Consider the following 26,851-nt stretch of genomic DNA (forward strand, 5'->3'; position numbering starts at 1 on the left):
CCATTTGCGCCGGGCCGTACGCGGATCCGGTCTCGCCCAAGGAGATCAGTGGCATGAATCTGTGGAGAAGGCTGTCCGGCCGGAACCGGGCGCTCGCGCTGACCAGCGCCGGCGTCCTGGTAGCCGGTGGACTGGTGACCCTCCCGGTCACCGCGGCGCAGGCCGCCACCCAGTGCAGCGTGACCTACACGACCAGCGACTGGCCCGGTGGATTCACCGGCACCGTGACCATCAAGAACATCGGTGACGCGCTCACCTCGTGGAACCTCGGCTTCACCTTCCCGAACAGCTCGCAGCGGGTGGTGAACGGCTGGTCCGCGCGGTGGTCCCAGAGCGGCCAGAACGTCACCGCGCAGAACGAGGCGTACAACGGGTCGCTCGCCAGCGGCGCCAGCACCACCATCGGCTTCAACGGCTCCTGGAGCGGCAGCAACCCCAAGCCGACCCAGTTCACGCTGAACGGCACGGTCTGCAACGGCGGCACGCCGACCACCAGCACCCCGCCGACGAGCACGCCGCCCACCAGCACGCCGCCGACCAGCACCCCGCCCACGAGCACGCCGCCGACGTCGACCCCGCCGACGTCGCAGCCGCCGCCCGGGCAGCGGGTCGACAACCCGTACGCCGGGGTGAAGGGGTACGTGAACCCCGAGTGGAAGGCCAAGGCCGAGTCGGTGTCCGGCGGCAACCGGGTGTCGAACAACCCGACCGCGGTCTGGATCGACCGGATCGCCGCCATCAACGGCACGCCGGACAGCAGCTCCAACGGCGCGATGGGCGTCCGTGACCACCTGGACGCCGCGCTCGCCCAGGGCGCCGGCTACATCCAGTTCGTCATCTACAACCTGCCCGGCCGCGACTGCTCGGCGCTCGCCTCGAACGGCGAGCTGGGCCCGGACGAGCTGCCCCGCTACAAGGCCGAGTACATCGACCCGATCGCCGCGATCCAGGGCGACTCGAAGTACCGGAACCTGCGCATCGTCAACATCATCGAGATCGACTCGCTGCCCAACCTGGTGACCAACACCTCGGGCAACGCGGGCGGCACGGTCATGTGTGACACGGTGAAGGCCAACGGCGCGTACGTGAACGGTGTCGGCTACGCCCTGGCGAAGCTGGGCGCGATCGGCAACGTCTACAACTACATCGACGCCGCCCACCACGGCTGGATCGGCTGGGACAGCAACTTCGGCCCGGTCGCCGACCAGCTCAAGGCCGCCGCGGTCGCCTCCGGCAGCACCGTCGCCAACGTGGCGGGCTTCATCGTCAACACGGCGAACTACTCCGCGCTGAAGGAGCCGTACGTCAAGATCACCGACACGGTGAACGGCCAGACCGTGCGGCAGTCCAAGTGGGCCGACTGGAACCAGTACCTCGACGAGCTGTCGTTCGCCCAGGCGTTCCGGCAGAAGCTGGTCTCGATCGGCTTCGACAGCAACATCGGCATGCTGATCGACACCTCCCGCAACGGTTGGGGCGGCTCCGCCCGGCCGACCGGCCCCGGCCCGTCGACCAGCGTGGACGCCTACGTCGACGGTGGCCGGGTCGACCGCCGCTTCCACACCGGCAACTGGTGCAACCAGGCCGGCGCGGGTCTCGGCGAGCGGCCGCAGGCCAACCCGGAGCCCGGGATCGACGCCTACGTCTGGGTGAAGCCCCCGGGTGAGTCGGACGGCTCCAGCAAGGAGATCCCGAACAACGAGGGCAAGGGCTTCGACCGGATGTGCGACCCGACCTACACCGGTAACGCCCGCAACGGCAACAGCATGTCCGGTGCCCTGCCGGACGCGCCGATCTCCGGCGCGTGGTTCGCCGCCCAGTTCCAGCAGCTGATGCAGAACGCGTACCCGCCGCTCTCCTGAGCCGCGGCCGTACCACCCGCGGCGGCGGGAGTGAGGCACCGCCCGCGCGGGTTCCCCGGGCCCCTGGTCGACGCCCACGTCGACCAGGGGCCCTCGGGCGTCCGGGTCAGGGAACCGTACGCTCGATCGCGGCCCGGCCCAGCTCGTGCAGGTCGTGGCGGGCCCGTTCCAGGTTCTCCGGCGTCATGTCCTGGCCCCGGGCCATCACCAGGTCCTCCGGGTCCCAGGGCTGCTCGGCGCCGGTACGGATGCCGTCCGGCGCCGCGCCCGTGCCGGTGCCGGTCGCGCCGGTCCCGGCCGCGTACGGGTCACCGATGATGTTCGGCGAGCCGGTGTCGGCCACCGCGCCGTCGGGCTCGGTGAAGGTGGGGTTGTCCGGGTCGACGCCGCCGGCGCGCAACTGGGGCACCGTGCTGTCGTCGTCCACCGCCGCGGCCACCTCGGGGGTCTCCTCGAGCGGCCGCTCGCCACCGCGGTCACGATCGGTCATGCTGCTGCCCTCCTGTCCCTTCGCGTGATCCCCTGGGCGTACCCGGTGCGGGCCGCGCCATGCGGACGGTCAGGCGTCGTCGTGGCCGGGCTCCGGCGTCTCGGTCGGGCTCAGCCGTTGCCAGAGCAGCATCAGCAGGCCGAACACCAGCATCGCCGCGCCGGCCCACAGGTTGATCCGCAGGCCCTGTGCCTTGTCGATCTCGGCGGACGTGTCGAAGAGCCCCATCAGGCCGACGATCAGCCCGTACGCGACGAACAGGCCGCCGATGACCCGGCGGATGTCGAACAGCCGGGCCGCCGCCGAGCGGGCCTCGCGGGCGTCCTCGGTCTCGTCGACGAGCGGGTCGTGCGCCTCGCCGCCCTGGTAGTTGCGGTCCGCGTCGTCTGTCATGGCGTGCGTCCCCTCCTCTAGAAGACCGGGATGTAGAACAGGGCGGCGAGGATCACGGCGACGACGCCGAGCAGCACCGGGGAGCGGTACCAGGCGGCGTCGCCGGCCAGCGAGTCGTCGGCGAGCGCGGTGTCGCTGAGGCCGTACACCAGCCCGGTCAGCTGGTCGTCGGTCTTCGGCCGGGTCAGCGGCGTGACGATCGCGGCCACCACCGCGACGGTGGCGAAGGCCAGGCCCGCGCCCCAGAAGCTCTCCTCCAGGTCCGAGTTGAAGCTGATCACGCCGCCCTTGTAGAGCAGGTACGTGGCGGTGGCCACGACGGTGCCGGACAGCAGCGACCAGAACCCGGCCAGCGGCGTCATCCGCCGCCAGAACATGCCGATGATGAAGGTGCCGAAGAGCGGGGCGTTGAACACCGAGAAAAGCGCCTGGATGTAGTTCATGATGTTGCTGAACCCGGCCGCGATGAACGCGGTGCCGATGCCGATCACCACCGCGCCGACTGTGGCGAGCCGGCCCACCTTCACGTAGTGCTCGTCCGACTCGTTGCGCCGGAAGTACGCCTGCCAGATGTCGTACGTGAAGACGGTGTTGAACCCGCTGACGTTGGCCGCCATGCCGGCCATGAACGAGGCCACCAGGCCGGTGACCGCGATACCGAGCACGCCGTTGGGCAGCAGGTCGCGCATGAGCAGCGGGATCGCGTTGTTGTAGACCAGGTCGCCGTCGTCGGCGCCCAGCCCCTTCACGGTGACCAGGGCGATCAGGCCGGGGATCACGGTGACCGCGGGGATGAGCAGCTTCGGGTACGCGGCGATGATCGGCGTACGCCGGGCGGCGCTCATGTTCCGTGCGGACAGCGCGCGCTGCACCTCGGCGAAGTTCGTGGTCCAGTAGCCGAAGGAGAGCACGAAGCCGAGGCCGAACACGATGCCCAGCCAGTGCGCGCCGAGCGGGTTGCCGGTGCTGCCGGTGCCCTCCCAGGCGTGCAGGCCGGCCTCGCCGAGCCTGGAGTCGCGGACCGCGTCCATCAGGCCGCTGACGCCGCCGACCTTGACCAGGCCGATGACCGTGATCGGCACCAGGCCGGCGATGATCACGAAGAACTGGAGCACCTCGTTGTAGATCGCGCCGGAGAGCCCGCCGACGGTGATGTACGCCAGCACGATCACCGCGCCGACGATGATCGCGAACCAGAGCGGCCAGCCGAGCAGCGCCTGCATGATCAGCGCCAGCGCGTAGAGGTTCACGCCCGCGATCAGCACCTGGGCTACCGCGAAGCTGATCGCGTTGAGCAGGTGGGTGGGGCGGTTGAAGCGCAGCCGCAGGTACTCGGGGACGCTGCGGACCTTGGAGCCGTAGTAGAACGGCATCATCACGATGCCGAGGAAGACCATCGCCGGTACGGCGCCGATCCAGTAGTAGTGCACGGTCATGATGCCGTACTGGGCGCCGTTGGCGGCCATGCCGATGATCTCCAGCGCGCCCAGGTTCGCCGAGACGAACGCCAGGCCGGTGACCCAGGCGGGCAGCGATCGGCCGGAGAGGAAGAAGTCCACGCTGGTGCGGATCGCGCGCCGGGCGGCGAAACCGACGCCGAGCACAGTGACGAAATAGAGCGCGAGGATCAGGTAGTCCACCGCGTTCATGTCCAGACGCAGGCCGCCGCCGCCCATGCCCGTGCTCCCCTCGTGTGCACCGCTGCCCGCACGTACCCCGTTTGCGAAGTTTCATGCCTGCTGGCCGGTCCGGGCACGACGGAGCCCCGGCCGGGTCGCCGGCCGGGGCTCGGTGGGGTCCTGCGGCGGGCCTCAGCGCCCCAGTACGCGGTCCAGGAAGTCGCGGTAGCCGCGCACGGCCACCCGGAGCTGCTCGGTGTCGGTGGAGCCGGACTCCTGCCACGCGCCGAGCCGGGTGCGCTGCTCGCGCAGGGCGGTGGAGAGCGCCTCGATCGCCTCCTCGACGAGCGACTCGGCCTCGCCGACCGCGGCGCGCGGGTCGTCCACGAAGCGCAGCTGCACGTCGCGCCAGCGGTCCCGGAAGCCCTGCGCCGCCGCCGGCGCGAACAGCGTCGCGGCGTCGGCCGGTACCGCGCCCGGCGTGGGCCGGTCCGCCCCGCCCAGGGCCGTGCCGGCCGCTGCCGCGCCCGCCGCCGCGGTGCCCGCGTCGATGTGGTCGTGGCGCCGGTCGGCGTCCTCGTCGGCCGCGGGGACCGGCTCGGCGTCGGGGTCGACCAGGCCCGGCTCGGCGCTGCCGTACCCGACCGCGCCGTCGGCCGCCGCGTCGTCCCGGACGACACCGTTGGCCCGTGCGTCGCCGTCGACCGCCGCGTCGCCGTCGGCGTGCTCGGCGTCCCAGCGGTCGCGGTCGTGCAGTCGGTCCCCGGCCGTCGGATCGGCCCGCTCGTCGTCCAGCGGGTCGGTCCGGCCCGGCGCGCCGTCGCCCGGCACGGCCGTGTCCTCGTCGCGGGCGTCGCGCTCGTCCTGCGGACGGCCGCTCGCCAGCGCCGACGCGGCGACCGCGTCGCCCACCGTGGCCGCGCCGAACGCCGTCGGCAGCGGCGCCGGCTCGTGGAACGGCGGACGCCCGTCGTCGTCGCGCCCGTCGTCGGTACGGTCGGCCGCGTCGCTCAGTTCACCGGCTTCGTACGCGCGGGTCTCGTCGACCTCGTCGCCCCGGTCGTCGATTCCGTCGTGGCGCCGGTCGTCGGCGCCGAGTTCGCGCCGGTCGTCGGCGACGGCCGGGTCGTCGAAGGTGCCCCGGTCGTCGAGCGCGTCCTCGGGCACGTCGGCCCGGTCGGCGTCGTGCCGGCCGGGGCCGGCGTGGTCGCCCGGCTGTGGCACCGGTACCGGCGCGGACCGGACGGCCTCGGGGTGGTCCTGCGTGACCTGCTGCTCTTCCTGGCGCATGGCGGCGGCCTCCTCAGCGGCTCGTGACGTCGTGGTCGTGGTCGGGGTGGCGCTGCTCCGGCTGCTCCCGCTGCTCCGGCTGCGGCGTCGATGTGGGCACCGGGTCCTCACCGAGCAGGTCGGCGAAGAGGGCCCGGTAGTGCACGAGCGCCTGCCGGAGGTCCTCGGTGCCGGCCTCGCCGCGCTCGTTGCGCTGCCGGATCTCGTGGGCGTCGCGGTAGTGGGTGAGCGTGCGGGCGTGCTCGACGGAGAGGTGGGCGATCTGGTCCGAGAAGTCCCCGGTGGGGTATCCGCGCTCGGCGATCAGGCGGCTGACCAGCTCGTCCGCCTCGCCGACGGTCTCGGTGGGCGAGTCGACGAAGCGCACCTGCAGCTCTTCCCAGGCGGCGGCGTAGCGGGCCCGGGACTCCGGGCTCAGCGGGGTCAGCTCCAGTTCGGCGTGCCGGCGCTCGCGCTCACGCAGCTCGCGTTCGGCCGCGCCGCGGCTGTCCTGCTCGGCGACGACCCGGTCGTACTCCGGGCCGAAACGCTCCCGCAGCGCCCGGCGGCGGCTGGCGACCACGGCGAACGCGGCGAGCGCGGCGATGACGAGGACGACGATGACTATGACGATTACCTGGGTGGACGACATGGCTCCTCCTTCGCCCGCTGGTATTCCCTCATGCGGGTGATCGCCAATCCCGTTGCGCGGCACTTTCCGCCCCGGTCGGGAAATAAGGAGCGGTGTCGCGACCGCCGTCCGGTGCCGGTCCGGTGTCCGACTGCGCCCGCCGTGCCCGTCTCGGACCGTAGTGAGAGCCGAGACGGCCGGTAGTGCATCCGCCCCGGATTACGTATCCTGCCCAAGGCGTCCGGGCCGGGGCCCGGCGTCGTGGCCGGCGAACGTGACGGCCGCTGCCGGCGCCACCGAGCGACACCTTCCCGGGCGAGGTCTGATTGAACACCCGTGACTGGCCGATCCGCGCCAAGCTGACCGCGCTGGTCATCGGCCCGGTGACCGGGCTGCTGGCGTTGTGGATCTTCGCCACCACGCTCACCTTCGGGCCCGCGCTCGACCTGCTCTCCGCCCGTACCCTTCTCTACGACCTCGGCCGTCCCGGCGAGCGCGTGGTGGCGGAGCTGCAACGGGAGCGACGGCTGTCGGTGGTCCAGCTCGCCGGCCGCAGCGCCCTGCCGGCCCTGGCGGAACAGCGCGTACGCACCGACGACGCGATCGTCGAGCTGCGCCGCAAGGTCGACGGCAAGGCCCTGCGCGACGTCGCCGACGAGCAGCTCGACGGCCGCCTCGACCAGCTGGTCTCGGCACTGGACGCGCTGCCCGCCGGACGCGCCTTCATCGACGACCGGAAGGTGGACCGGTCCGGCGCCGTCGGCCTCTACAGCGGGATGATCGGTTCGGCGTTCCAGGCGTTCGGCGCGATGGCAGCGCTGCCCGACGCCCAGCTCAACCGGGAGGCCACAGCGCTCACCGCGCTGGGCCGCTCCCGCGAGCTGCTCGGCCAGGCCGACGCGCTGCTGGCCGGCGCGGTCATCGCGGGCCGGTACGCCGACGGCGAGCACGAGCAGCTGGTCCGGACCCTGGAGAACCAGCGTTTCCTGGCGGAGACGGCGGTCGCCGAGCTGCCTTCCGAGGAACGGACCTCGTACCAGCGGTTGACCGAGGGCGCCGGGTTCGTCAAGCTGCGCGCGCTCCAGGACACCCTGATCCGCTCGTCCGCGTTGCCGGCCCGGTTCGACATGGCCGGCTGGGAGGCCGGCCACGCCGAGGTGTGGCAGAGCCTGCGCGACTTCGAGCTGCGCGGCGCGGACGCCCTGGCCGAGCGGTCGGTGCCGATGGCCACCCGGATCCTCGTCCAGCTCGCCGCCGCCGGTGTGCTGGGTCTCGTCGCGATCGTCGTCTGCGTGCTGGTGGCGCTGCGGGTCGGCCGGTCGCTGGCCCGGCGGCTGACCGGCGTACGCACCGCCGCGACCGAGGTCGCCGAGCAGCGGCTGCCCGACGTGGTCGCCCGGCTGCGCCGCGGCGAGGAGGTCGACATCGCCCGGGAGGCGCCCGAACTGGACCACGGCGGCGACGAGATCGGCCAGGTGGCGCGCGCGTTCAACGAGGTGCGGCGTACCGCGGTGCGCGCCGCGATCGACGAGGTCACCCTGCGCCGGGGGTTCAACGAGGTGATCCTCAACCTCGCCCGGCGCAGCCAGGGCCTGGTGCACCGGCAGTTGGCGCTGCTGGACCGGCTGGAACGGCGTACCGAGGACCCGGACGAGCTGGCCGGACTGTTCCAGGTCGACCACCTGGCGACCCGGCTCCGGCGGCACGCCGAGGACCTGGTCATCCTCGCCGGCGCCGCGCCCGGGCGGGGCTGGCGCCGGCCGGTCGCCGCGGTCGACGTGATGCGCGGCGCGATCTCCGAGGTCGAGGCGTACGACCGGGTCGACGTGGGTGAGGTGGCGTCGGCCGGGGTGCTCGGCCGGGCCGTCGGCGACGTGATCCACCTGCTCGCCGAGCTGATCGAGAACGCCACCGCGTACTCCCCGCCGGGCACCCGGGTGGACGTCACCGGCCGGACCGTGCCGGGCGGCTACACCATCGAGATCACCGACCGGGGGCTGGGCATGTCCGCGCCGGCCCTGGCCGCCGCCAACCGCAAGCTGGCCGAGCCGCCCGAGTTCGACCCGGCCGGCAGCGCCCGGCTGGGGCTGTTCGTGGTGGCGCGCCTGGCCGCACGGCACGGCGTGCGGGTGGAGCTGCGGCCGGCCCGTCCGGCCGGGATCGTCGCCGCGGTGTTCGTACCGTCGGATCTGATCACCGACGAGCCGCCGGTGGGCACGGACGGCCCCGCCGGGCCGGAGCGGCGGCGCCTGGCCAAGGTGACCCGGTTGACGACGGTGCCGCGTCCGGGGCGCCCGAACCGGCCGGGACGGGACCGGTCGGAGAGCACCGTGGTCCCGTTGCAGTCCGCGCGCGCCTCGACCGTGGAGCCTCCCACCGACGGCGACGGCCTGCCACGCCGGATCCGGCGGCGCGGCGCGTCCGCGCGTCCGCGCGCGGCGGTCGTGGACGCCCCGGCGTACCGCACGCCGGAGGAGGCGCGCCGGGCCATGTCGGCGTTGCAGGCGGGCACCGCGCGGGGTCGCCGGGACGGCGCCCGCGCCACCGACCCGGCCGGTGACGCCGATCCGGCCACCACCGAAAAGCCTGACACCGGTACGCCGTCCGCCACGTCGGGGCCGGCCGTGGAGCCCGCCCTGCCGGTGGCGGAGGACCGAACCGCGACTGAGAGGGACGCCTAGTGGTGTACACGACGCGGCAGAACGCCGATCTCGACTGGCTGCTCGACGACCTGGTGGAGCGGGTGCCCGCCGCACGCCGGGCGGTGGTGCTCTCGGCGGACGGGCTCCTGCTCGGCGCCTCCGGCGACCAGGACCGCAGCGAAGCGGAGCACCTGTGCGCGCTGGCGTCCGGCTTCTCCGGCCTGGCCAAGGGCGCCACCCGGCACCTGGGCGGCGGCGCGGTCCGCCAGACCGTGGTGGAGATGGAGTCGGCCTATCTCTTCGTGACCGCCGCCGGACAGGGCGCCTGCCTGGCGGTGGCGAGCGACGCCGACGCCGACATCGGCCTGGTGGCGTACGAGATGGCGATGCTGGTGATCCGGGTCGGGGAGAACCTGGCCGCGCCGGCCCGCAGCGGCGGGGGGCCGGCCGATGCGCGCTGACTCGCCGGGGCCGCAGCACGAGTGGCTGGACGCCGACGCCGGTCCGGTGGTGCGCCCGTACACGCTCACCGGGGGCCGGGTGCGCCCGCCGGTGGACGGCTTCGACCTGCTGGCTTTCGTGCTCGCCACGCCGGACGCCGAGCCGGCCGGCACGCCCGGCCTCCAGCCGGAGCATCGCCGGCTGATCGAACTGGCCCGCCGGCCGAAGGCCGTGGCCGACCTCGCCGCCGACCTGGACCTCGCCGTGGGCGTGGTGCGGGTGCTGCTCGGCGACCTCCTCGCCCATGGCTTCGTCGCGGTGCACCGGCCACCGGCCACCGCGTACCTGCCCGACGACAACATCCTCAAGGCGGTGGTCAGTGGACTCCGTGCGTTATGACCGGGAGCCGGGGGCGCCCCAGGTGCCGCTGGCTCTGAAGATCCTCATCGCCGGTGGCTTCGGCGCCGGCAAGACGACGCTGGTCAGCGCGTTGAGCGAGGTCCGGCCGTTGCAGACCGAGGAGGTCCTCACCGGCGCCGGGCTCGACACCGACGACGTCTCCGGGGTGGAGCAGAAGGCGACCACCACGGTGGCGATGGACTTCGGCCGGATCACCATCAACGACGACCTGCAGGTCTACCTGTTCGGCACCCCGGGTCAGGACCGGTTCTGGTTCCTCTGGGACGAGCTGGCGTTCGGCGCGCTCGGCGCGGTGGTGCTCGCCGACACCCGGCGGCTGGCCGACTGCTTTCCCTCCATCGACTACTTCGAGCAGCGGGGCATCCCGTTCGTGGTGGGCGTCAACTGCTTCGAGGGCTCCCGGCGGTTCGGCCTGGAGGCGGTGCGCGACGCCCTCGACCTGGACCCGGACGTCCCGCTCGTGCTCTGCGACGCCCGGGACCGGCAGTCCGGCAAGCTGGTGCTGATCTCGCTGGTCGAGCACGTGGCGCGGCAACGCGGCGAGCCGGTGCCGGTGGGCTGAGCCGCCCGCGGCGAATCTCGTCGGCCGTCGCGGGACTGATCGGACGCCTGACCGGGAAGCCTCTGGTTGGATCTGGCGGAGACAGGACCGACGGAAGGTGGGAGCGGTGACCGGGCAGGACGAGATCGTCCACATCGGCGGCTACACGGCGGAGACGGGCGGGCGGGGTGAGGGCGTCGTCGCGGCCCGGCGGGACCGGGCGACCGGCGGGCTGACGCCGCTGGGTGTCGTGGCGGTCACCCCGTCGCCGTCGTTCCTGGCCCGGCATCCGGCGCTGCCGGTGCTGTACGCGTGCAACGAGCTGCCGGACGGCCGGGTCGGCGCGTTCCGGGTGGCGCCGGACGGCGACCTCACGCCGCTGGGCGAGCGCCCGTCCGGCGGGGCCGAGCCCTGTCACGTGGCGGTGGCCCCGGACGGGCGGCACCTGTTCGTGGCGAACTACGGCGGCGGCAGCGTGGCGGTGTTCGGCCTGGACGCCGAGGGCGTGCCGGGGGAGCGCGCCGACCTGGTCCGGCACGAGGGGCACGGGCCGGACACCGACCGGCAGGAGCACGCGCACTGCCACATGGTGTCGCCGGATCCGGCCGGCGGCGCGCTGCTCGCCGTCGATCTGGGCACCGACTCGGTCTACCGGTACGACGTCGACGCCGGCTCCGGCCGGCTGACGCCCCGGGAGCCCCGGGTGAGCACTCCGCCCGGCACCGGGCCCCGCCATCTGGCCCGGCACCCGGACGGGCGGCGCGCGTGGCTGGTCGGCGAGCTGGACGCCACTGTCACCGCGTACGACCTGACGCCGGACGGGCCGCGGGAGCGGGCGCGCGTCGACGCCAGCGGGCGGGCCGGGCATGTCCAGCCGTCCGAGGTGAGCGTGGGACCGGGTGGGCGTTTCCTCTACGTGGGCAACCGGGGCGTCGGCACGGTGGCGGTCTTCGCGCTCGACGGCGAAGCGCCGGAGCTGGTGGCCGAGGTCGACACCGGCGGTGAGTGGCCCCGGCACTTCGCGTTCGCCGGTGAGCACCTGTACGTCGCCGACGAGCGGGCCGACATGATCAGGATCTTCCGGGTCGATCCGGTCAGCGGCGTGCCCGAGGTGATGGGGGAGCCGGTGCCGGTGGCGAGCCCGACCTGCTTCCTGCCGTGAGCGGACGGTCACCGAAACGACCGTCCGCAGTGGACTTCATCACTCTGAAATGACTGACCAGTAACTTAGCGTATGAGTTAGGTGATCAACTGTTTCTGCTGCGTAACTTTCGTCCGAACGGTTGTGGTGGTAACCCCACGAGGTACGCAAGATGGTCACCGTGTCTGGCCGCCATCGCATGCGTTCCAACCTCCGTGGAGCAGGCGCCGCCGCTGTGGCGGTAGCCCTGGTCGCCGTCGTGGGCGGCTCCTGGTTCGGCTACCAGCAGCTGGCCGGCCCGAACTGTTCGGGCCGGATCGAGCTGTCGGTGGCGACCGCCCCGGAGATCGCCCCCGCGGTGCGCGGCGCCGCCGACCAGTGGGTCGCCGACGGCGCCGCGGTGGGCGGCACCTGCATCGCCGTCAACGTCTCCTCCTCGGAGTCGGTCGAGGTGGCCGCCGCGGTGGCCAGCAAGCACGGCGCCACGCTCGCCGGAGTCGGGCAGGCCAGCGGCACCGCTGTCACCCCGGACGTCTGGGTGCCGGACTCCTCGACCTGGCTGGTCCGGCTCAAGAGCGGCGGAGCCAGCGCCTTCGCGCCGACGAACGGCGCCTCGATCGCGCGCAGCCCGGTGGTGGTGGCGCTGCCCGAGCCGGTGGCCTCGCGCATAGGGTGGCCGGACAAGAAGCTCCGCTGGTCCGACCTGCTGACCCAGGTCACCGCGAGTAAGCCGCTGCGGGCCGGGATCGTCGAGCCGACCCAGGACGCGGCCGGCCTGTCCGGGCTGCTGTCGCTCACCGCCGCCGCCAGCTCCACCGGCGATTCCGGCTCGCCGAAGGCGCAGGAGGCGATGGTCGGGGCGCTGCGGGCCCTCGCCACGAACCGCTCCTCGCTGCGGCAGGACCTCCTCGCGCGGTTCCCGCGCTCGTCGGACCCGACGGCGATCGCCAACGGGCTGGGCGCGGCGGCGCTGTCCGAGGAGGACGTGATCGCCTACAACAGCACGAAGCCGCCGATCCGGCTGGCCGCGCTCTACCTGGAGCCGGTGCCGATCCCGCTCGACTACCCGTTCGCGGTGCTGCCCGGCATCGAGCCGGCCAAGGCGTCCGCCGCCCGGGTGCTCTTCGAGGTGCTGCGTACGCCGGACTTCAAGGACCGGCTGGCCGCGCAGGCGCTGCGCGCGCCGGACGGCAACTGGGGGCGCGGCTTCCAGGCCCCGACGGGCGCGCCGAGCCCGGCGAACGGCGGCGCGAGCCAGGTGCCGCCGTCCGGTCAGGGCGGCGCGGCCGACCTCGACCCGGGCGCCATCTCGACGGCGACCACCACCTGGTCGGTGGCCACGCAGTCGGGCCGGATGCTCTGCGTCATCGACGTCTCCGGCTCGATGAAGAAGCCGGTCGCGACGGCGAACGGCGCCAGCCGGGAGCAGGTCACGGTGGCCGCCGCGAGCCAGGGCCTCGGGCTCTTCGACGACTCCTGGTCGATCGGCCTGTGGACGTTCTCCACGAACCTCCAGGGCTCGCAGGACTGGAGCGAGCTGGTCGGAATAAAGCCGTTGTCGAGCAACCGGGGGGCGCTGCAGCGCGGCCTCGCCTCGATCAAGCCCTCCAGCGGCGACACCGGCCTGTACGACACCATGCTCGCGGCGTACAAGAAGGTGCAGCAGGACTGGGAGCCGGGCAAGGTCAACTCGATCGTGCTGTTCACCGACGGCAAGAACGAGGACGACAACGGCATCTCGCAGAAGGAGCTGCTGGACCAGCTGAAGAAGCTGAAGGACGACGAGCAGCCGGTCCAGGTGGTCATCATCGGCATCGGCACCGAGGTGAACCGGGCCGAGCTGGAGTCGATCACCAAGGTCACCGGCGGCGGCGCGTTCGTCACCACCGACCCCAGCAAGATCGGCGAGATCTTCCTCCGGGCGATCGCGCTCCGGCCGCCCGCCCCGCGCTGACCTGAAGCTCAGCGCTAGTCTTCCGCCGTACCGGCAAATCCGGTACGGCGGAAGGCTTCCCGGGTCAAGACGCGGGATGAGAACTGACGGTAATGCGTCCGAATCAATCGGTAACCATAATTGTCCAGGCATGATGACCGGGTGCCTCGACCGCGGGCTCCACACCGGAGCCGGGCGGGGACGGGGCGGTCCTGAGCGAAGTGGGGAGGGCCGGTGACCTCGGCGACGCTGTTGACCCCTGCCACGTCGTCGCGACCCGGTGGTGAACGCCCGGGCAAGACGACACGAGCCGCGGAGCGGGCCTACATCCGGGTCCTGGTGGTGCTGGACACCACCGTGCTGGCGGTGGCCATCCTGGTCGGTTACCTGGCCCGGTTCGGCGACGAGGAGCCGACCGGGTCCGAGATCCCGTACGTCGTGGTAGCCCCGGCGCTGCTGCTGGTCTGGCTCGTCTCGCTCAAGGCGATGCGGTGCTACGACGACCAGGTGCTCGGGTACGGCGCGGACGAGTACCGCCGGGTCAGCGCGGCGAGCATGCGGCTGGCCGGCGGTATCGCGATCGCCGGGTACATCGCCGACGTCGGCGTCTCCCGGGGCTTCCTGGCCATCTCCTTCGCCGTCGGCACCGTCGGCCTGGAGGTGGCGCGGTTCGCGGCCCGCAAGCGGCTGCACCGGGCCCGCGACCGGGGCGCCGGCTGGTCGCGCAAGGTGCTCGTGGTGGGCGACACGGCACACGTGCTGGAGCTGGTGCACACGCTGCGCCGGGAGCCGTACGCGGGCTACCAGGTGGTCGGCGCGTGCATTCCGGACGCGCTGCTCGCCCCGGTGCCGCAGCGGCTGGGTGACGTGCCGGTGGTCGGCTCCTTCCGGGGCATCCCGGAGGCGGCCACCGCGATCGGCGCCGACACGGTGGCGGTCACCGCCTCCGGTGAGCTGACCGCGACCCGGCTTCGCCGCCTGGGCTGGCAGCTGGAGGGCACCGGGGTCGACCTGGTGGTGGCACCGGCGCTGACCGACGTCGCCGGCCCTCGCATCCACACCCGCCCGGTCGCCGGCCTGCCGCTGATCCACGTCGAGGCGCCCGAGTTCCGTGGCGCCCGCAAGCTGGTCAAGGGCTTCGTGGACCGGTCGATCTCGCTGATCGCGCTGCTCGTGCTGGCGCCGCTGCTGATCGTGATCGCGCTCGCCATCAAGATCGACAGCCGGGGTCCGGTGCTGTTCCGGCAGACCCGGGTCGGTCAGGGCGGCGAGGAGTTCGGCGTCTTCAAGTTCCGCACCATGGTGGTCAACGCCGACGCCCTGCTCGCCGAGCTGGCCGCGCGCAACGAGACCGACGGCCTGATGTTCAAGATGCGCGACGACCCGCGGGTGACCCGGGTGGGCCGGCTGCTGCGCAAGTGGTCGCTGGACGAGCTGCCCCAGCTCGTCAACGTGCTGCTCGGCCAGATGAGCCTGGTCGGCCCGCGCCCGCCGCTGCCGTCCGAGGTGGCCCGCTACGACGGCGACGTGGCGCGACGCCTCCTGGTCAAGCCCGGCATGACCGGCCTCTGGCAGGTCAGCGGCCGGTCCGACCTGAGCTGGGAGGACGGCATCCGGCTCGACCTCTACTACGTGGAGAACTGGTCGCTGGCCGCCGACCTGACCATCCTCTGGAAGACGTTCGGCGCCGTGATCAACAGCCGCGGCGCGTACTGAGCGGGCCGGGTCAGGGCTGCGGGCCCAGCCAGTCCAGGCACACCACCACCGCGTCGTCCACCAGATCGCCGGCGACGAAGGCCCGCAGGTCGCCGATCAGCGACCGGACCGCGTCCAGCGGCTCCATCGGCCCGGTCCGGCGCAGGAACCGGTCCAGCGCCGCCTCGCCGTAGCGCCCCTGCTCGGTGGTGGCGTCGATGACGCCGTCGCTGACCACGAAGAGCCGGTCACCGCGCTCCAACTGGAACGTCTGCTCCCGGTAGTCGGTGCCCTCGAACATGCCGAGCGGGAACTGCTCGTCCAGCGTCTGCTCGCTGACCTCGCCGGCCCGCAGCCGCAGCAGACGGGGCGAACCGGCGTCGACCACGGCCAGCGTGCCGGTGGCCAGGTCCAGTTCGACGAGCAGCACCGAGACATGCTGCTGGCCCCGGTGCTGCGCGTAGATCGCCTGGTCGGCCAGCGCGGCCTGATCGGCCAGGGGGAGCCCGGCCCGGCGCGCGTTGCGCAGCGCGTACGTGGCCAGCGAGGCGAGCAGCGCCGCGGCCACCCCCTCACCGAAGCCGTTCAGCACCGCCAGCCAGAGCCGGTGGCCGTCGTCGGACCAGTCGAAGCTGTCCCCGCGCACCGCGTACGCCGGTTCCAGCTGCCCGGCCAGGCTGAACGACGGCCGGATCCGGCTGCGCCCGGGCAGCAGCTCCCACTGCATCTCGGCGGCCAGCGTGAGGCGCCGGCTGCGCCGGGCGGTCCGGTAGATGTCGGTGGTCGCCATGACCGCGCTCAGCTCGTGCCCGAGCACCGTGGCGATGGTGTCCAGCTCGCGGCGCGCGTCCGGGTCGGCCGGTACCGGAGAGACCCGGAGGACGCCCCGGCGTTCGCCGCGCATGCCCACCGGGAACCAGCCCACCTCGTCGGCGATCACCGGCTCCTGATGGTCGAAGGCGCGCCAGGCCGGGTGACCGGGGCGGGCGAGCGCCTCGCCGTCACCCAGCGGCAGCAGCTCGGCGAGCCGGTAGTCGACCTGGTAGAGCTCGGTGCGGGTGATTCCGTACGTGCGCGCCAGCTCGGCGGCGAGCCGGTCCACGATGAGATCCGTCGGCGCCTCGGTCAGGACCCGGCGCGCGCGGCCCTCCGCTCCGCTCATCTTTGCTCCTTTGCACAGGTCGCCGGGCAGATCCGGGGGGTAGTCTCGGGCCCACCATGACCGAAGAGCCTGGTCCCCAGGGACCTGACACGAGTATGTCCGCCGCCCTGGACGAGGCGGCAGGCACCTTGCTCGCCGTCTGGGAGGCGGCCCGGGAGCGCACCACCAGCCGGCTGTCCAGTGCCCAGTTACGCGCGATCATGGTCGTCGAGCAGTATGACGGCATCAACCTCCGCCGGCTCGCCACCCTCACCGACATGCTGCTCTCCTCCGCCAGCCGGCTCTGCGACCGGCTGGTCGCGGCCGGCATGCTGGAACGCGAGCCGGGCCGCTACGACCGGCGGGAGATCTCCCTGCACCTCACTCCGGAGGCCCTGCGGCTCCTCGCCGAACTGCGCACCGACCGGCGGCGCCGGCTGGAGCGGATCCTGGACGGAATGAGCTCGGAGGGCCGGGTGGCACTGCTGCAGGGCATGCGCGAGTTCGACGTGGTCGGCCGGCGCGGGGAGGCGACAGCGGCCGAGGGCTGGCCGGTGCTGCAGCCCTCCGGGGAGCGGATCGGTGACCCGGTCCGCCCGTCCGGCGAGCCGCCGGTGGCCCGTACCGCCTGACTTCACCCGCGGACGGCCCGCAGCCGGGCCACCACCCGGGGATGCTCGGTCAGCGCCCGCTCCAGCGTGCCGAGCACCTCGTCCAGCAGCGCCCGCCCGCCCCGGGACGTCAGCGCCTCCGCCTGCCACTCGACGAAGTCCCGCAGCAGCCGGTCGTCGTCCACCCGCACGGCCGCGATCAGCGCGTCCACCAGGTGCGCGATGCCGGTGGCGGCGTCCTCGGCGGTCTCCTCGGGCGGGTCCACCGCGGTCAGCGCGAGCCGAACCAGCTCCCGCCGCCGGTGCAGCAGGGCGACGTACGAGTCGTCGGGCGGCGGTGGTGGCGCGCCGATGTGCGTGCCCGCGGACAGCGGCCGGTCCAGCAGCGCGACGGCGTCCCGGGCGCTGGCGCCCCAGGCCGCCGCGCCGATCGTGGCGGCCCACCGGCCCTCCGGCCCGAAGCCGGGGCCGCCCGCCAGTACCGGCACCCCGGCCGCGCGGCTCGCCTCCACCATCCGCGCCGCCCGGACCAGCCGGTTCGGCTGCACGCAGCTCAGCAGTACCGCGTCCGGGCCGGTCTGGTGCAGGTAGGAGACCAGGTGCCGGGCCGGCACGCTGGCGCCCAGGAACGTCACCCGCCAGCCGGCCGCCCGGACCACCTCGGCGACGATCCGGGCGGCCAGCGCGTGCCACTCGCCCTCGACGCAGGCCATCACCACGTGCCCACGTCGCGGTGCGCCGATCGTCGCGCCCACCGCGCCGACCACGAGTTCGCTGACATGGGTGGCGGCGTGCTCCTGGGCCACGCTCCAGGAACCGGTGAGCCAGCGGCGGCCGATCTCCTGCTGCGCCACCGCGACGAGGTCCACCAGGACGTCCGCGACCGGCACGCCGTCGGCGAGCAGTTCCTGCGCCAGCGCGATCGCGCCGGCCCGGTCGGCCCGGTCCAGGTGATCGAGATACGCGGCGAGCGTCTCCGGCCCGATCCGGCGCTCCGGGCTCACCCGGCGGCCAGCGCCAGCATGGCGATGTCGTCGTGCGGCTGCCCGTCCAGCCACTCGTCGACGAGCTGGAGCACCCGCTCCACGAGCGCGGCCGGCGGGAGCCCGGCACCGGAGGCGACCGCCTGGCGCAACCGGTCCTCGCCGAACATGGCCAGCTCGGTCGGGCCGCCCCGGGCCTCGGTCACCCCGTCGGTGTACGCCAGCAGCAGGTCGCCCGGCGCCAGCCGTACCTCGGCGTCGACGAACCGCGCGTCGGTGAGCGCGCCCACCGGCATGCCGCCCACCCGGACGGTCTCGATCCCGCCGCCGGCGCGGGCGACGAGCGGGGCGGGGTGCCCGCCGCCGGCCACCCGGACCCGCAGCCCGCCGCCGGGCTCGCGGCGGACCGCGCCGAGCAGGAGCGTCGTGAACTGGGCCCGGCGGGCGGCGTCCGGCGCGTCCAGCAGCGCCCGGTTGAGCAGCTCCAGCAGTTCCCGGGGACGCTGCTCGACGAGGCGCAGCGTCTGCAGCGACTGGCGTACCCGGCCGGTCAGCACTGCCGCGCCGACGCCCTTGCCGCAGACGTCGCCGAGCGCGAGGAGGCCGCCCTCGCCGGTGGGGAACACGTCGTAGAAGTCCCCGCCGATGCGCAGGCTGTCCCCGGCGGCGCGGTAACCGCCGGCGAGCGTCATCCCGGGCAGGCGCGGCAGTTCCGGCGGGAGCAGGCTGTTCTGCAGCACGCGCGCCAGGTGGGCCTGCTCGCCGTACAGCTCGGCCGCGGCCAGCGCGGCGCCGGCCCGCCCGGCGAACTCCCGGGCCAGTGCGATCTCCCGCTGGTCGAAGCCGGGCCGTTCGGGGCGGCGGGCCAGCACCAGCGCGCCGGCCGGGCCGCCGGCGCTGGGCATCGGGCTGATCAGCACGGTGCCCGGCCGGCCGAAGCCGGTGGGCAGCACCTCGGCCAGGTCGGCCAGTTCGGCGTCGAGCCAGGGACTGGGCTCGGTGCGGTCGCCGTCGAGCGCCTCGACCAGCCCGGGGACGGACTCCACGGTGCGCCAGCCGGTCACGCCGGTGACCGGGCCGGAGTCGCCGGTGGCGTACCGGATCCAGTGCGGCGCGTCCTCGGCGGGCGGGGCCGGGCGGTGCACCACCACGGCGACGTCGGCCAGGTAGGGCACCGGCAGCGTGACCGCGGCGCGCAGCGTCTGGTCCCGGTGCAGGGACAGCCCGAGCCGGCTGCCGGCCCGGGCGAGGAACGCGGTCCGGGAGCGTTCGGCGAGCAGCGCGTCGGTGCGTGCGTGCTCCTCCGTGACGTCTCGGACGTACCAGGCGCCGCGCCCGGCGGCCAGCGGGCGCCGCAGCCCGCGCAACCGCCGGCCGTGGTGCTCGGTCTCGAACGTGTCCGACCCGGTGCGCGCCGCCTCGGCCAGCGCCGGCACCTGGCACCCGGCCAGGTCGACGCCGGGGCTCAGCTCCGGGAGCAGGTCGATGGCCATCGCGTTGACCAGGGCCACCACGCCGGCCGGGTCGACTGTCACGACCGCTTCGGCGAGCCCGTCCAGCAGCTCCTGGGCGAGCCGGTCGTCAGCCGGGAGCGCGGCCCCGGCCACCCGCCGGGGTCGCTTCCTCCAGGCGTGCCCCCCGCCGCTGACCGGCCCCGCGACACCGCCCCGGCGCGCGGCTGTCACCTCAGGTGGCCGGGCGCTTCGGTCAGTCGACCCCTGCGCATGCTGTCGGTGCACTCCTCGCTCGGCGGACAGGTTGCCTGGCGGCAAGCGTACCGAGCGCGGGCACGTAATGCCCGTCCAGGAACGGCCGGATCAGGCGCTGCGGGCCAGCCAGCCCACCGGCCGGTCGACGATCCGGCGGACCACCGAGCCGGCTCCGCCGACCGCCGCGGACTGCGCCCCGAGCACGGCCGGGCGTACCTCGACCGGTGCCCAGGCGGCGGTCAGCACCCGCCGGGAGATCTCCGCCACCACAGGCGGCCGCAGCCAGGGGGCGAGCGGGGCGTATCCGCCGCCGAGCACCACCGTGTCCAGGTCCAGCAGGTTCACCACGCCCGCCACGGCGACCCCGAGGGCGGCGCCGGCGTCGGCCAGGGCGGTCAGCGTGGCCGGGTCACCGGCGTCGGCCAGGTCGGCGAGCCGGGTGGCGGCGGTGTCGGCGGGCAGTTCCGCGCCGGGCAGCCCGGCGGCGGCCAGGATCGCCTCCTGGCCCGCGTACCGCTCCAGACAGCCCTGGCCGCCGCAGCGGCACGGCCGCCCCTGCGGCTGGACCGGGAAGTGACCGATCTCTCCGCTCCAGCCGCGCGCGCCCCGGTAGAGCGAGCCGTCCAGCACGATTCCGGCGCCGATGCCGATCTCGCCGGTGATGTGCAGGAAGCTGTGGGGGCCGGCCGGTCGCGCGTACAGCTCGCCGAGCGCCGCCAGGTTGGCCTCGTTGTCGACCACGAGCGGTGGCACCCCGTCGACCGGCTCGGCCAGCGAATGCCCGGCCAGCAGCGCCGGCACGTCCACGTCCCGCCAGCCGAGGTTCGGCGCGAGCCGGACCAGGCCGCCGTCGCCGACCAGGCCGGGCACGGCGAGCGCCGCGCCGGCCAGGGTCAGTCCGTCGCGTACGGCGGCGGCGCGCGCCTCGGCGGCCAGCGCGGCGAGCCGGGCGAGCGCGTCGGCGGGGGAGACCGGGCGCAGGTCGGCGCGGCGGACCAGGTGGTGCCGGACCGTGCCGGTCAGGTCGACGACGCAGGCCGCCAGGTAGTCGACGTTCACCTCCAGGCCGAGCCCGGCCGGGCCGTCGGAGGCGAGCACCAGCCCCCGGGCCGGCCGGCCCGCACCGGTACGCGGCTCCGGCTCCGCCTCGGCGACCAGCCGGCCGGCGATCAGGTCGTCGACCACGGCGGAGACGGTGGCCCGGGTCAGGCCGGTGTCGGCGGCGATCCCGGCCCGCGAGGGCGGCCGGTCGGCGGCGGCGATCCGCCGGAGCACCACTGCGAGGTTCAACTCGCGCAGGCTGCCCTGCCGGACCGCCCCGGCCGTGCTGGCGCTTGTCACCTCTTGACACTGCCACATCGCCGCCATTTAATTCAACCGCTGAACAAATCGCGGACGACACCACCACTGGAGGTCTGCCATGGCACCCCGTCCCACCCCCGCGGACAAGTTCTCCTTCGGCCTCTGGACGGTGGGCTGGCCGGCCCGTGACCCGTTCGGCGACGCGACCCGTCCCGAGCTGGACGCCGTCGAGGCCGTGCACCGGCTCGCCGAGCTGGGCGCGTACGGCATCACCTTCCACGACGACGACCTGGTCCCATTCGGCGCGGACGCCGCCACCCGCGACGCCCGGCTCAGCCGCTTCCGCAAGGCGCTCGACGAGACCGGCCTGGTCGTGCCGATGGTCACCACCAACCTGTTCAACCACCCGGTGTTCAAGGACGGCGGCTTCACCAGCAACGACCGCGACGTGCGGCGGTACGCGCTGCGCAAGGTGCTGCGCAACATCGACCTGGCCGCCGAGATGGGCGCGAAGACGTTCGTCATGTGGGGCGGCCGGGAAGGCGCCGAGTACGACGTCGCGAAGGACGTCCAGGCCGCGCTGGACCGCTACCGCGAAGCGGTCGACCTGCTCTGCGAGTACGTCGTCGACAACGGCTACGACCTGCGCTTCGCGCTGGAGCCGAAGCCGAACGAGCCCCGGGGCGACATCCTGCTGCCCACCGTCGGCCACGCGCTCGGCTTCATCTCCACCCTGGCCCGCCCGGAGATGGTCGGGCTGAACCCGGAGGTCGGGCACGAGCAGATGGCCGGGCTGAACTTCGCCCACGGCATCGCCCAGGCGCTCTGGCAGGGCAAGCTGTTCCACATCGACCTCAACGGCCAGCGCGGCATCAAGTACGACCAGGACCTGGTCTTCGGCCACGGCGACCTGCTCAACGCGTTCGCCCTGGTCGACCTGCTGGAGCACGGCGGCCCGAACGGCGGCCCGGCCTACGACGGCCCGCGCCACTTCGACTACAAGCCGTCCCGCACCGAGGACATCGCCGGCGTGTGGGCCTCCGCCGAGGCGAACATGCGCACGTACCTGCTGCTCAAGGAGCGGGCCGCGGCGTTCCGCGCCGACCCGGAGGTGGTCGAGGCGCTCGCCGCCGCCCGCGTGGCCGAGCTGGCCACGCCGACGCTGAACCCGGGTGAGGGCTACCGCGAGCTGCTCGCCGACCGCACCGCGTTCGAGGAGTTCGACCCGGAGGCCGCCGGGGCGAAGGGCTTCGGCTTCGTCCGGCTCAACCAGCTCGCCGTCGAGCACGTGCTCGGCGCGCGCTGAGGCGGGCCGCCATGCCGCTCGTCGCGGGGGTCGACTCGTCGACCCAGTCCTGCAAGGTGGTGGTCCGGGACGCGGAGACCGGCGCGCTGGTCCGGCAGGGCCGCGCGCCGCACCCGCCCGGCACCGAGGTCGACCCGTACGCCTGGTGGGAGGCCCTGCGGGCGGCGGTGGCCGAGGCCGGCGGCCTGGCCGACGTGGCAGCCGTCTCGGTCGGCGGCCAGCAGCACGGCATGGTCTGCCTGGACGCCTCCGGTGAGGTGGTCCGGCCGGCGCTGCTGTGGAACGACACCCGGTCCGCCGACGCGGCCCGGGACCTGGTCGAGGAGGCCGGCGGCGGGGAGACCGGCCGCCGGTTCTGGGCCGAGGCGACCGGCGCGGTGCCGGTGGCCAGCTTCACCGCCACGAAGCTGCGCTGGCTGGCCCGGCACGAGCCGGACCACGCCGACCGGGTGGCCGCCGTGTGCCTGCCGCACGACTGGCTCACCTGGCGGCTCGCCGGCGCGCCCGGCCTGGACGCGCTGCGCACCGACCGAGGCGACGCCAGCGGCACCGGCTACTGGTCGCCGCGCACCGGCGAATACCGGCTGGACCTGCTGGAGCGGGCCTTCGGCCGGCGCGTGACGGTGCCGGTCGTGCTCGGCCCGGCCGAGGCGGCCGGGCACCTCGACCCGGCGGTGCTCGGCGACGGCGCGGCGTCCGGTACGGCCGGAACCCCGGGAACCGGTGCCGCCGGCCCGGTGCTCCTCGGGCCGGGCACCGGGGACAACGCCGCCGCGGCGCTCGGTGTCGGCGCCGGTCCGGGCGACGTGGTCGTCTCGATCGGCACCTCCGGCACCGTCTTCGCGGTCGCGGACAACCCGGCCGCCGACCCGAGCGGCGCGGTGGCCGGGTTCGCCGACGCCACCGGCCGGTTCCTGCCGCTGGTGTGCACGCTCAACGCGGCCCGGGTGCTCGACGCCACCGCGACCCTGCTCGGCGTCGACCTCGACACGCTCGGTGAGCTGGCCCTGTCCGCGCCGCCCGGCGCCGACGGGCTGGTCCTGGTGCCGTACCTGGAGGGGGAGCGGACGCCGGACCGACCGCACGCCACCGGCGAGCTGAAGGGCCTGACACTGCGCACCTCGACCCCGGCGCACCTGGCCCGGGCCGCGGTCGAGGGGATGCTCTGCGGGCTGGCCGACGGTCTCGACGCGCTGCTCGCCCAGGGCGCCCGCGCCGACCGGATCATCCTGGTCGGGGGCGGCGCCCGGTCCGCCGCGGTACGGCGGATCGCGCCGCAGGTCTTCGGCCGCCCGGTGGTGGTGCCGCCGCCCGGCGAGTACGTGGCCGACGGCGCGGCCCGGCAGGCCGCCTGGGTCGCGCTGGGTGGCGACACCCCGCCCACCTGGTCGGTCGGCGACACCGAGGAGTACACCGGCGAGGCGGTCCCCGCCATCCGCGAGCGCTACGCCCACGCCCGGGGGTAAGGAAGGGCCCCTTCTTAACGCCTGCGGTAGAGGAGGGGCCCCTTCTTAACACGCGCGTCGGCCGGGGGCGGTGTCCCGGAACCCGCCCGCACCTGATTGGCTGCCCTGCATGACGGGCACGAAGGTCTCCCGGCGCGGGAACGCGGCACACCGGTTCTACAGCGTCGTCGTCTTCGTGGTGCTCGCCTCGCTGGACAACGTGGCGATCGGCCTGGTGCCCCCGCTGTACGGGCCGATCTCCACCGCCCTCGACGTACCCCAGCGGATGCTCGGCCTGGTCACCGCCGTCAGCTTCCTGGTCAGCGCGGTGGCGGCGGTGGGCTGGGCGTACGTGGGGGACCGCACCAACCGCAAGCCGCTGCTCATGGTCGGCACGCTGCTCTGGGCCGCCGGCACCGCCGGCAGCGCGCTCGCCGGGGGGTACGCGACGTTCCTGGCCGCGCAGTTCGTCGGCGCGGTCGGGCTGGGCGCGGTGGGCTCGGTCGGCTTCTCCGTGGTCACCGACCTGATCTCGCCGCGCCGACGCGGCCTGGTGATGAGCTTCTGGGGGCTGTCCCAGGGCGTCGGCACGCTGGCCGGGACGCTGCTCGGCGGCGTGCTCGGGGCGACCGACTGGCGGCGGCCGTTCCTGCTACTGACCGGCGTGGGTCTGGCCGCCACGGTGGCGTACCTGTTCACCTACGACATCCGGCGCGGGCAGAGCGAACCGGAGCTGGCCGGGGCGATCGACGCCGGGAACGAGTACGACTACCGGATCAGCCGCGCCGACCTGCCCCGGATCCTGGCCCGCCGGACCAACCGCTGGCTGATCCTGCAGGGGCTGACCGCCCAGGCCGCGTTCGGCTCGCTGGTCTGGCTGCCGGTGCTGTTCAGCCAGCGGGCCGAGGCGCAGGGCTACTCGCCGGCGACGGCCGTGGTGGTGGGAAGCGTCTTCGCCACCCTGTTCCAGCTCGGCGGGGTGTTCTCGATCGTGGGCGGCCTGGTCGGCGACGCGCTGCAACGGCGTACGCCCAGCGGCCGGGCCACCGTCGCGGCCGTCGGCATCCTCGCGGCGCTGCCGTTCTACCTGGTCCTGTTCTTCGTGCCGATCCGCATCGACGTGCCCGACGGCGCCGGGGCGGGCGCGGTGGTGACGGCGGTGCTGTCCAGCGTGCTGACCGAGCCGACGGTGGGGCTGAGCCTGCTCACCGCCGTGGTGGCGCTGGCGCTGACGTCGGCGAACTCGCCGAACTGGTTCGCGCTGATCGCCGACGTCAACCCGCCCGAGCACCGGGGCACCGTCTACAGCCTGGGCAACCTCGTCAACGGCGTCGGGCGGGCGGCCGGCAACGGGCTGGTCGGGGTGGTGTTCGCCGCGCTGCGTACGGCCTTCCCGCCGCCGTTGAACTACGCGGTCGGGCTGGCCGCGTTCCAGCTCTTCTTCATCCCGACCGGGATCATGTACTGGCTGGCCGCGCGTACGTCGCCGCGGGACATAGCGCAGGTGCACGACCTGCTGCACGCCCGCGCCGACCGCCTGGAAGGAAGGGCCCCTTCTTAACGGTGAGTGTTAATAAGGGGCCCTTCCTATACCGGAGGCGTTAACAAGGGCCCTTCCTTACACCACCCGGAACCAGACGGTGACGTCCGTCGGGACCGTGGCGTCGTCCAGCGGCGCGCTCGACACCAGCACCTGCGCGCCGGCCGGCAGCGGCGCCGGGTCGGCCCCGAAGTTCGTCAGCACGGTGAGGTCGCCGTTGGTGAACGTGAGCACCTCGTCGCCGGAGGACAGGAACCGCAGCGGGCCCCGGGCCAGCGCGTGCTCGCGGCGCAGCCGCAGCGCGGTCCGGTACAGCTCGTACGTCGACCCGGGCACGCCGCGCTGCCGGTCCAGCGCGTACTCGGCCCAGGTCGACGGCTGGGGCAGCCAGCTCGCGTCGGTCGGCCCGAAGCCGTACGACGGGGCGTCGGCCTCCCACGGGATCGGCACCCGGCAGCCGTCCCGGCCGCGCTCGGTGTGCCCGCTGCGTGCCCAGGTCGGGTCCTGGCGGGCCTCGTCGGGCAGCGTGGTGTGCTCCGGCAGCCCCAGTTCCTCGCCCTGGTAGAGGTAGGCGGAGCCGGGCAGCGCGAGCATCAGCAGGCTGGCTGCCCGGGCCCGGCGCAGACCCAGCGCGGCGTCCGGCTGCGGGTCGTCCACGCCGACGCCGTTGGCCCGGCCACCGGCGGTGCCCAGCCCCAGCCGGGAGGCGTGCCGGACCACGTCGTGGTTGGACAGGACCCAGGTGGTGGGCGCGCCGACGGAGTCGGTGGCCTCCAGCGAGCGGGTGATCACCGCGTACTGGGCCGGCGCGGTCCAGGCGGCCAGCAGGTACTCGAAGTTGAACGCCTGGTGCATCTCGTCCGGGCGCACGTACCGGGCCAGCCGCTCGGCCGGCTCCACCCACGCCTCGGCGACCAGGATCCGCTCACCGGGGTACGAGTCGAGGACCCGCCGCCACTCCCGGTAGATCTCGTGCACGCCGTCCTGGTCCCACATCGGCGGGCGCGGCTTGTCCACCTCGCTGCCGGAGAGGATCTCCTGCGGCTCCTGCCAGTCGGCCAGGTCGGCCTGCTTGATCAGGCCGTGCGCCACGTCCACCCGGAAGCCGTCCACGCCCCGGTCCAGCCAGAAACGCAGCACGTCGAGGAACTCCGCGCGCACCTCCGCGTTGTCCCAGTTGAGGTCGGGCTGACCGGAGTCGAACAGGTGCAGGTACCACTGTCCGTCCGGCAGCCGCGTCCAGGCGGGGCCGCCGAAGACGCTCACCCAGTCGTTCGGCGGCTCGGCGCCGTCCGGGCCCTTGCCGTCGCGGAAGACGTAACGCTGCCGCTCCGGGCTGCCCGGGGCGGCCGCCACCGCCTCGGTGAACCAGCGGTGCGCGGACGAGGTGTGGTTGGGCACCAGGTCGACGATCACCCGTAGCCCGCGCGCCTTCGCCTCGGCGATCAGCTTGTCGGCGTCGGCGAGCGTGCCGAACAGCGGGTCGACGTCGCGGTAGTCGGCCACGTCGTACCCGGCGTCGGCCTGCGGGGACGGATAGAACGGGGACAGCCAGAGCGCGTCGACTCCCAGCTCGGCGAGGTGGTCGAGCCGGGAGGTGATGCCCGGCAGGTCGCCGATGCCGTCGCCGTCGGAGTCGGCGAACGAGCGCGGGTAGACCTGGTAGATCACCGCCTCGGTCCACCAGCCGGTGCCCGGGGCCTGCTGCGTCGCGTCGGTGTTCAGCGCCTTACTCCT

At 74.0% G+C, this 26,851-nt stretch carries 22 protein-coding genes; 12 read left to right on the top strand and 10 right to left on the bottom strand.

The window, feature by feature from the left end:
* Window positions 1–53 precede the first annotated feature (53 nt).
* Window positions 54–1,862: a glycoside hydrolase family 6 protein gene (locus A8711_RS01520; protein ID WP_069087262.1), complete on the top strand. Its 1,809-nt coding sequence runs from the start codon at window positions 54–56 to the stop codon at window positions 1,860–1,862.
* Between the two features lie 106 nt (window positions 1,863–1,968).
* Here A8711_RS01520 and A8711_RS01525 read toward each other — a convergent pair whose 3' ends face one another.
* The 5 genes from A8711_RS01525 to A8711_RS01545 form a co-directional block, all read right to left on the bottom strand.
* Window positions 1,969–2,352, bottom strand: a complete 384-nt coding sequence (locus A8711_RS01525; RefSeq protein ID WP_043328785.1) for a hypothetical protein — start codon at window positions 2,350–2,352, stop codon at window positions 1,969–1,971.
* 69 nt (window positions 2,353–2,421) lie between these two features.
* Entirely contained in the window at window positions 2,422–2,745 is a 324-nt protein-coding gene (locus tag A8711_RS01530) for a hypothetical protein (RefSeq protein WP_043328786.1), read from the bottom strand.
* A 17-nt stretch (window positions 2,746–2,762) separates the two neighbouring features.
* On the bottom strand, window positions 2,763–4,421 hold the full coding sequence (locus tag A8711_RS01535) for a sodium:solute symporter family protein (RefSeq protein ID WP_064447792.1): 1,659 nt from the start codon (window positions 4,419–4,421) through the stop codon (window positions 2,763–2,765).
* 135 nt (window positions 4,422–4,556) lie between these two features.
* On the bottom strand, window positions 4,557–5,654 hold the full coding sequence (locus A8711_RS01540) for a hypothetical protein (protein ID WP_069087263.1): 1,098 nt from the start codon (window positions 5,652–5,654) through the stop codon (window positions 4,557–4,559).
* A 13-nt stretch (window positions 5,655–5,667) separates the two neighbouring features.
* Window positions 5,668–6,285: a hypothetical protein gene (locus A8711_RS01545; RefSeq protein ID WP_069087264.1), complete on the bottom strand. Its 618-nt coding sequence runs from the start codon at window positions 6,283–6,285 to the stop codon at window positions 5,668–5,670.
* A 305-nt stretch (window positions 6,286–6,590) separates the two neighbouring features.
* On the opposite strand from A8711_RS01545, the gene A8711_RS01550 reads away from it, so the two are divergent.
* The 7 genes from A8711_RS01550 (at window position 6,591) to A8711_RS01580 (ending at window position 15,098) form a co-directional block, all read left to right on the top strand.
* Window positions 6,591–8,945 (top strand): nitrate- and nitrite sensing domain-containing protein, encoded by a 2,355-nt coding sequence (locus A8711_RS01550; RefSeq protein ID WP_069087265.1) that lies wholly within the window; start codon window positions 6,591–6,593, stop codon window positions 8,943–8,945.
* Window positions 8,945–9,367: a roadblock/LC7 domain-containing protein gene (locus tag A8711_RS01555; protein WP_043328791.1), complete on the top strand. Its 423-nt coding sequence runs from the start codon at window positions 8,945–8,947 to the stop codon at window positions 9,365–9,367. The genes A8711_RS01550 and A8711_RS01555 overlap by 1 nt, the downstream gene beginning before the upstream one ends.
* Window positions 9,357–9,746: a DUF742 domain-containing protein gene (locus A8711_RS01560; RefSeq protein WP_030502282.1), complete on the top strand. Its 390-nt coding sequence runs from the start codon at window positions 9,357–9,359 to the stop codon at window positions 9,744–9,746. The genes A8711_RS01555 and A8711_RS01560 overlap by 11 nt, the downstream gene beginning before the upstream one ends.
* The gene (locus A8711_RS01565) at window positions 9,727–10,329 is read left to right on the top strand and encodes an ATP/GTP-binding protein (protein WP_043328792.1); all 603 of its coding nucleotides are present in this window, start codon (window positions 9,727–9,729) and stop codon (window positions 10,327–10,329) included. The genes A8711_RS01560 and A8711_RS01565 overlap by 20 nt, the downstream gene beginning before the upstream one ends.
* A gap of 106 nt (window positions 10,330–10,435) precedes the next feature.
* The gene (locus A8711_RS01570; protein WP_176722729.1) at window positions 10,436–11,470 is read left to right on the top strand and encodes a lactonase family protein; all 1,035 of its coding nucleotides are present in this window, start codon (window positions 10,436–10,438) and stop codon (window positions 11,468–11,470) included.
* Window positions 11,471–11,648: 178 nt separating this feature from the next.
* Entirely contained in the window at window positions 11,649–13,403 is a 1,755-nt protein-coding gene (locus tag A8711_RS01575; protein ID WP_051611375.1) for a substrate-binding domain-containing protein, read from the top strand.
* 213 nt (window positions 13,404–13,616) lie between these two features.
* Complete coding sequence (locus A8711_RS01580; RefSeq protein WP_043328795.1) at window positions 13,617–15,098, top strand: sugar transferase; 1,482 nt, start codon at window positions 13,617–13,619, stop codon at window positions 15,096–15,098.
* Window positions 15,099–15,108: 10 nt separating this feature from the next.
* Here the strand turns inward: A8711_RS01580 and A8711_RS01585 are convergent, their stop codons facing one another.
* Window positions 15,109–16,239: a PP2C family protein-serine/threonine phosphatase gene (locus tag A8711_RS01585; RefSeq protein ID WP_069087266.1), complete on the bottom strand. Its 1,131-nt coding sequence runs from the start codon at window positions 16,237–16,239 to the stop codon at window positions 15,109–15,111.
* Window positions 16,240–16,334: 95 nt separating this feature from the next.
* On the opposite strand from A8711_RS01585, the gene A8711_RS01590 reads away from it, so the two are divergent.
* Entirely contained in the window at window positions 16,335–16,850 is a 516-nt protein-coding gene (locus A8711_RS01590; RefSeq protein WP_064447786.1) for a MarR family winged helix-turn-helix transcriptional regulator, read from the top strand.
* A 2-nt stretch (window positions 16,851–16,852) separates the two neighbouring features.
* Here the strand turns inward: A8711_RS01590 and A8711_RS01595 are convergent, their stop codons facing one another.
* The 3 genes from A8711_RS01595 to A8711_RS01605 all read right to left on the bottom strand — a co-directional run bounded on the left by A8711_RS01595 (window position 16,853) and on the right by A8711_RS01605 (window position 20,889).
* The gene (locus tag A8711_RS01595; protein WP_069087267.1) at window positions 16,853–17,833 is read right to left on the bottom strand and encodes a B12-binding domain-containing protein; all 981 of its coding nucleotides are present in this window, start codon (window positions 17,831–17,833) and stop codon (window positions 16,853–16,855) included.
* Complete coding sequence (locus A8711_RS01600; RefSeq protein WP_233607814.1) at window positions 17,830–19,419, bottom strand: PP2C family protein-serine/threonine phosphatase; 1,590 nt, start codon at window positions 19,417–19,419, stop codon at window positions 17,830–17,832. Before A8711_RS01600 ends, A8711_RS01595 begins: the two co-directional genes overlap by 4 nt.
* 210 nt (window positions 19,420–19,629) lie before the next feature.
* Window positions 19,630–20,889, bottom strand: coding sequence for an ROK family protein (locus A8711_RS01605; RefSeq protein WP_069087268.1), 1,260 nt, complete (start codon window positions 20,887–20,889; stop codon window positions 19,630–19,632).
* A 52-nt stretch (window positions 20,890–20,941) separates the two neighbouring features.
* Between A8711_RS01605 and xylA the strand changes: the two genes are divergently transcribed.
* The 3 genes from xylA (at window position 20,942) to A8711_RS01620 (ending at window position 25,135) form a co-directional block, all read left to right on the top strand.
* Window positions 20,942–22,129, top strand: a complete 1,188-nt coding sequence (gene xylA, locus A8711_RS01610; RefSeq protein WP_043328799.1) for a xylose isomerase — start codon at window positions 20,942–20,944, stop codon at window positions 22,127–22,129.
* 11 nt (window positions 22,130–22,140) lie between these two features.
* The gene (gene xylB / locus A8711_RS01615; RefSeq protein WP_069087269.1) at window positions 22,141–23,595 is read left to right on the top strand and encodes a xylulokinase; all 1,455 of its coding nucleotides are present in this window, start codon (window positions 22,141–22,143) and stop codon (window positions 23,593–23,595) included.
* A 109-nt stretch (window positions 23,596–23,704) separates the two neighbouring features.
* Window positions 23,705–25,135, top strand: coding sequence for an MFS transporter (locus A8711_RS01620; RefSeq protein ID WP_043328800.1), 1,431 nt, complete (start codon window positions 23,705–23,707; stop codon window positions 25,133–25,135).
* 57 nt (window positions 25,136–25,192) lie between these two features.
* Here the strand turns inward: A8711_RS01620 and A8711_RS01625 are convergent, their stop codons facing one another.
* Entirely contained in the window at window positions 25,193–26,839 is a 1,647-nt protein-coding gene (locus A8711_RS01625; protein WP_069087270.1) for an alpha-amylase family glycosyl hydrolase, read from the bottom strand.
* Window positions 26,840–26,851 lie beyond the last annotated feature (12 nt).

Source organism: Micromonospora sp. II (assembly GCF_001709195.1).
Taxonomy (GTDB): Bacteria; Actinomycetota; Actinomycetes; order Mycobacteriales; family Micromonosporaceae; genus Micromonospora; species Micromonospora chalcea.

Excerpts from the sequence above, each read along its gene's own strand:
- A8711_RS01605 (WP_069087268.1), bottom strand. The coding sequence starts at position 20,889 with ATGGCGGCGATGTGGCAGTGTCAAGAGGTGACAAGCGCCAGCACGGCC.
- A8711_RS01575 (WP_051611375.1), top strand. The coding sequence starts at position 11,649 with ATGCGTTCCAACCTCCGTGGAGCAGGCGCCGCCGCTGTGGCGGTAGCC.
- A8711_RS01560 (WP_030502282.1), top strand. The coding sequence starts at position 9,357 with ATGCGCGCTGACTCGCCGGGGCCGCAGCACGAGTGGCTGGACGCCGAC.
- A8711_RS01620 (WP_043328800.1), top strand. The coding sequence starts at position 23,705 with ATGACGGGCACGAAGGTCTCCCGGCGCGGGAACGCGGCACACCGGTTC.
- xylA (WP_043328799.1), top strand. The coding sequence starts at position 20,942 with ATGGCACCCCGTCCCACCCCCGCGGACAAGTTCTCCTTCGGCCTCTGG.
- A8711_RS01535 (WP_064447792.1), bottom strand. The coding sequence starts at position 4,421 with ATGGGCGGCGGCGGCCTGCGTCTGGACATGAACGCGGTGGACTACCTG.
- xylB (WP_069087269.1), top strand. The coding sequence starts at position 22,141 with ATGCCGCTCGTCGCGGGGGTCGACTCGTCGACCCAGTCCTGCAAGGTG.
- A8711_RS01585 (WP_069087266.1), bottom strand. The coding sequence starts at position 16,239 with ATGAGCGGAGCGGAGGGCCGCGCGCGCCGGGTCCTGACCGAGGCGCCG.
- A8711_RS01525 (WP_043328785.1), bottom strand. The coding sequence starts at position 2,352 with ATGACCGATCGTGACCGCGGTGGCGAGCGGCCGCTCGAGGAGACCCCC.
- A8711_RS01520 (WP_069087262.1), top strand. The coding sequence starts at position 54 with ATGAATCTGTGGAGAAGGCTGTCCGGCCGGAACCGGGCGCTCGCGCTG.
- A8711_RS01530 (WP_043328786.1), bottom strand. The coding sequence starts at position 2,745 with ATGACAGACGACGCGGACCGCAACTACCAGGGCGGCGAGGCGCACGAC.
- A8711_RS01545 (WP_069087264.1), bottom strand. The coding sequence starts at position 6,285 with ATGTCGTCCACCCAGGTAATCGTCATAGTCATCGTCGTCCTCGTCATC.
- A8711_RS01590 (WP_064447786.1), top strand. The coding sequence starts at position 16,335 with ATGTCCGCCGCCCTGGACGAGGCGGCAGGCACCTTGCTCGCCGTCTGG.
- A8711_RS01540 (WP_069087263.1), bottom strand. The coding sequence starts at position 5,654 with ATGCGCCAGGAAGAGCAGCAGGTCACGCAGGACCACCCCGAGGCCGTC.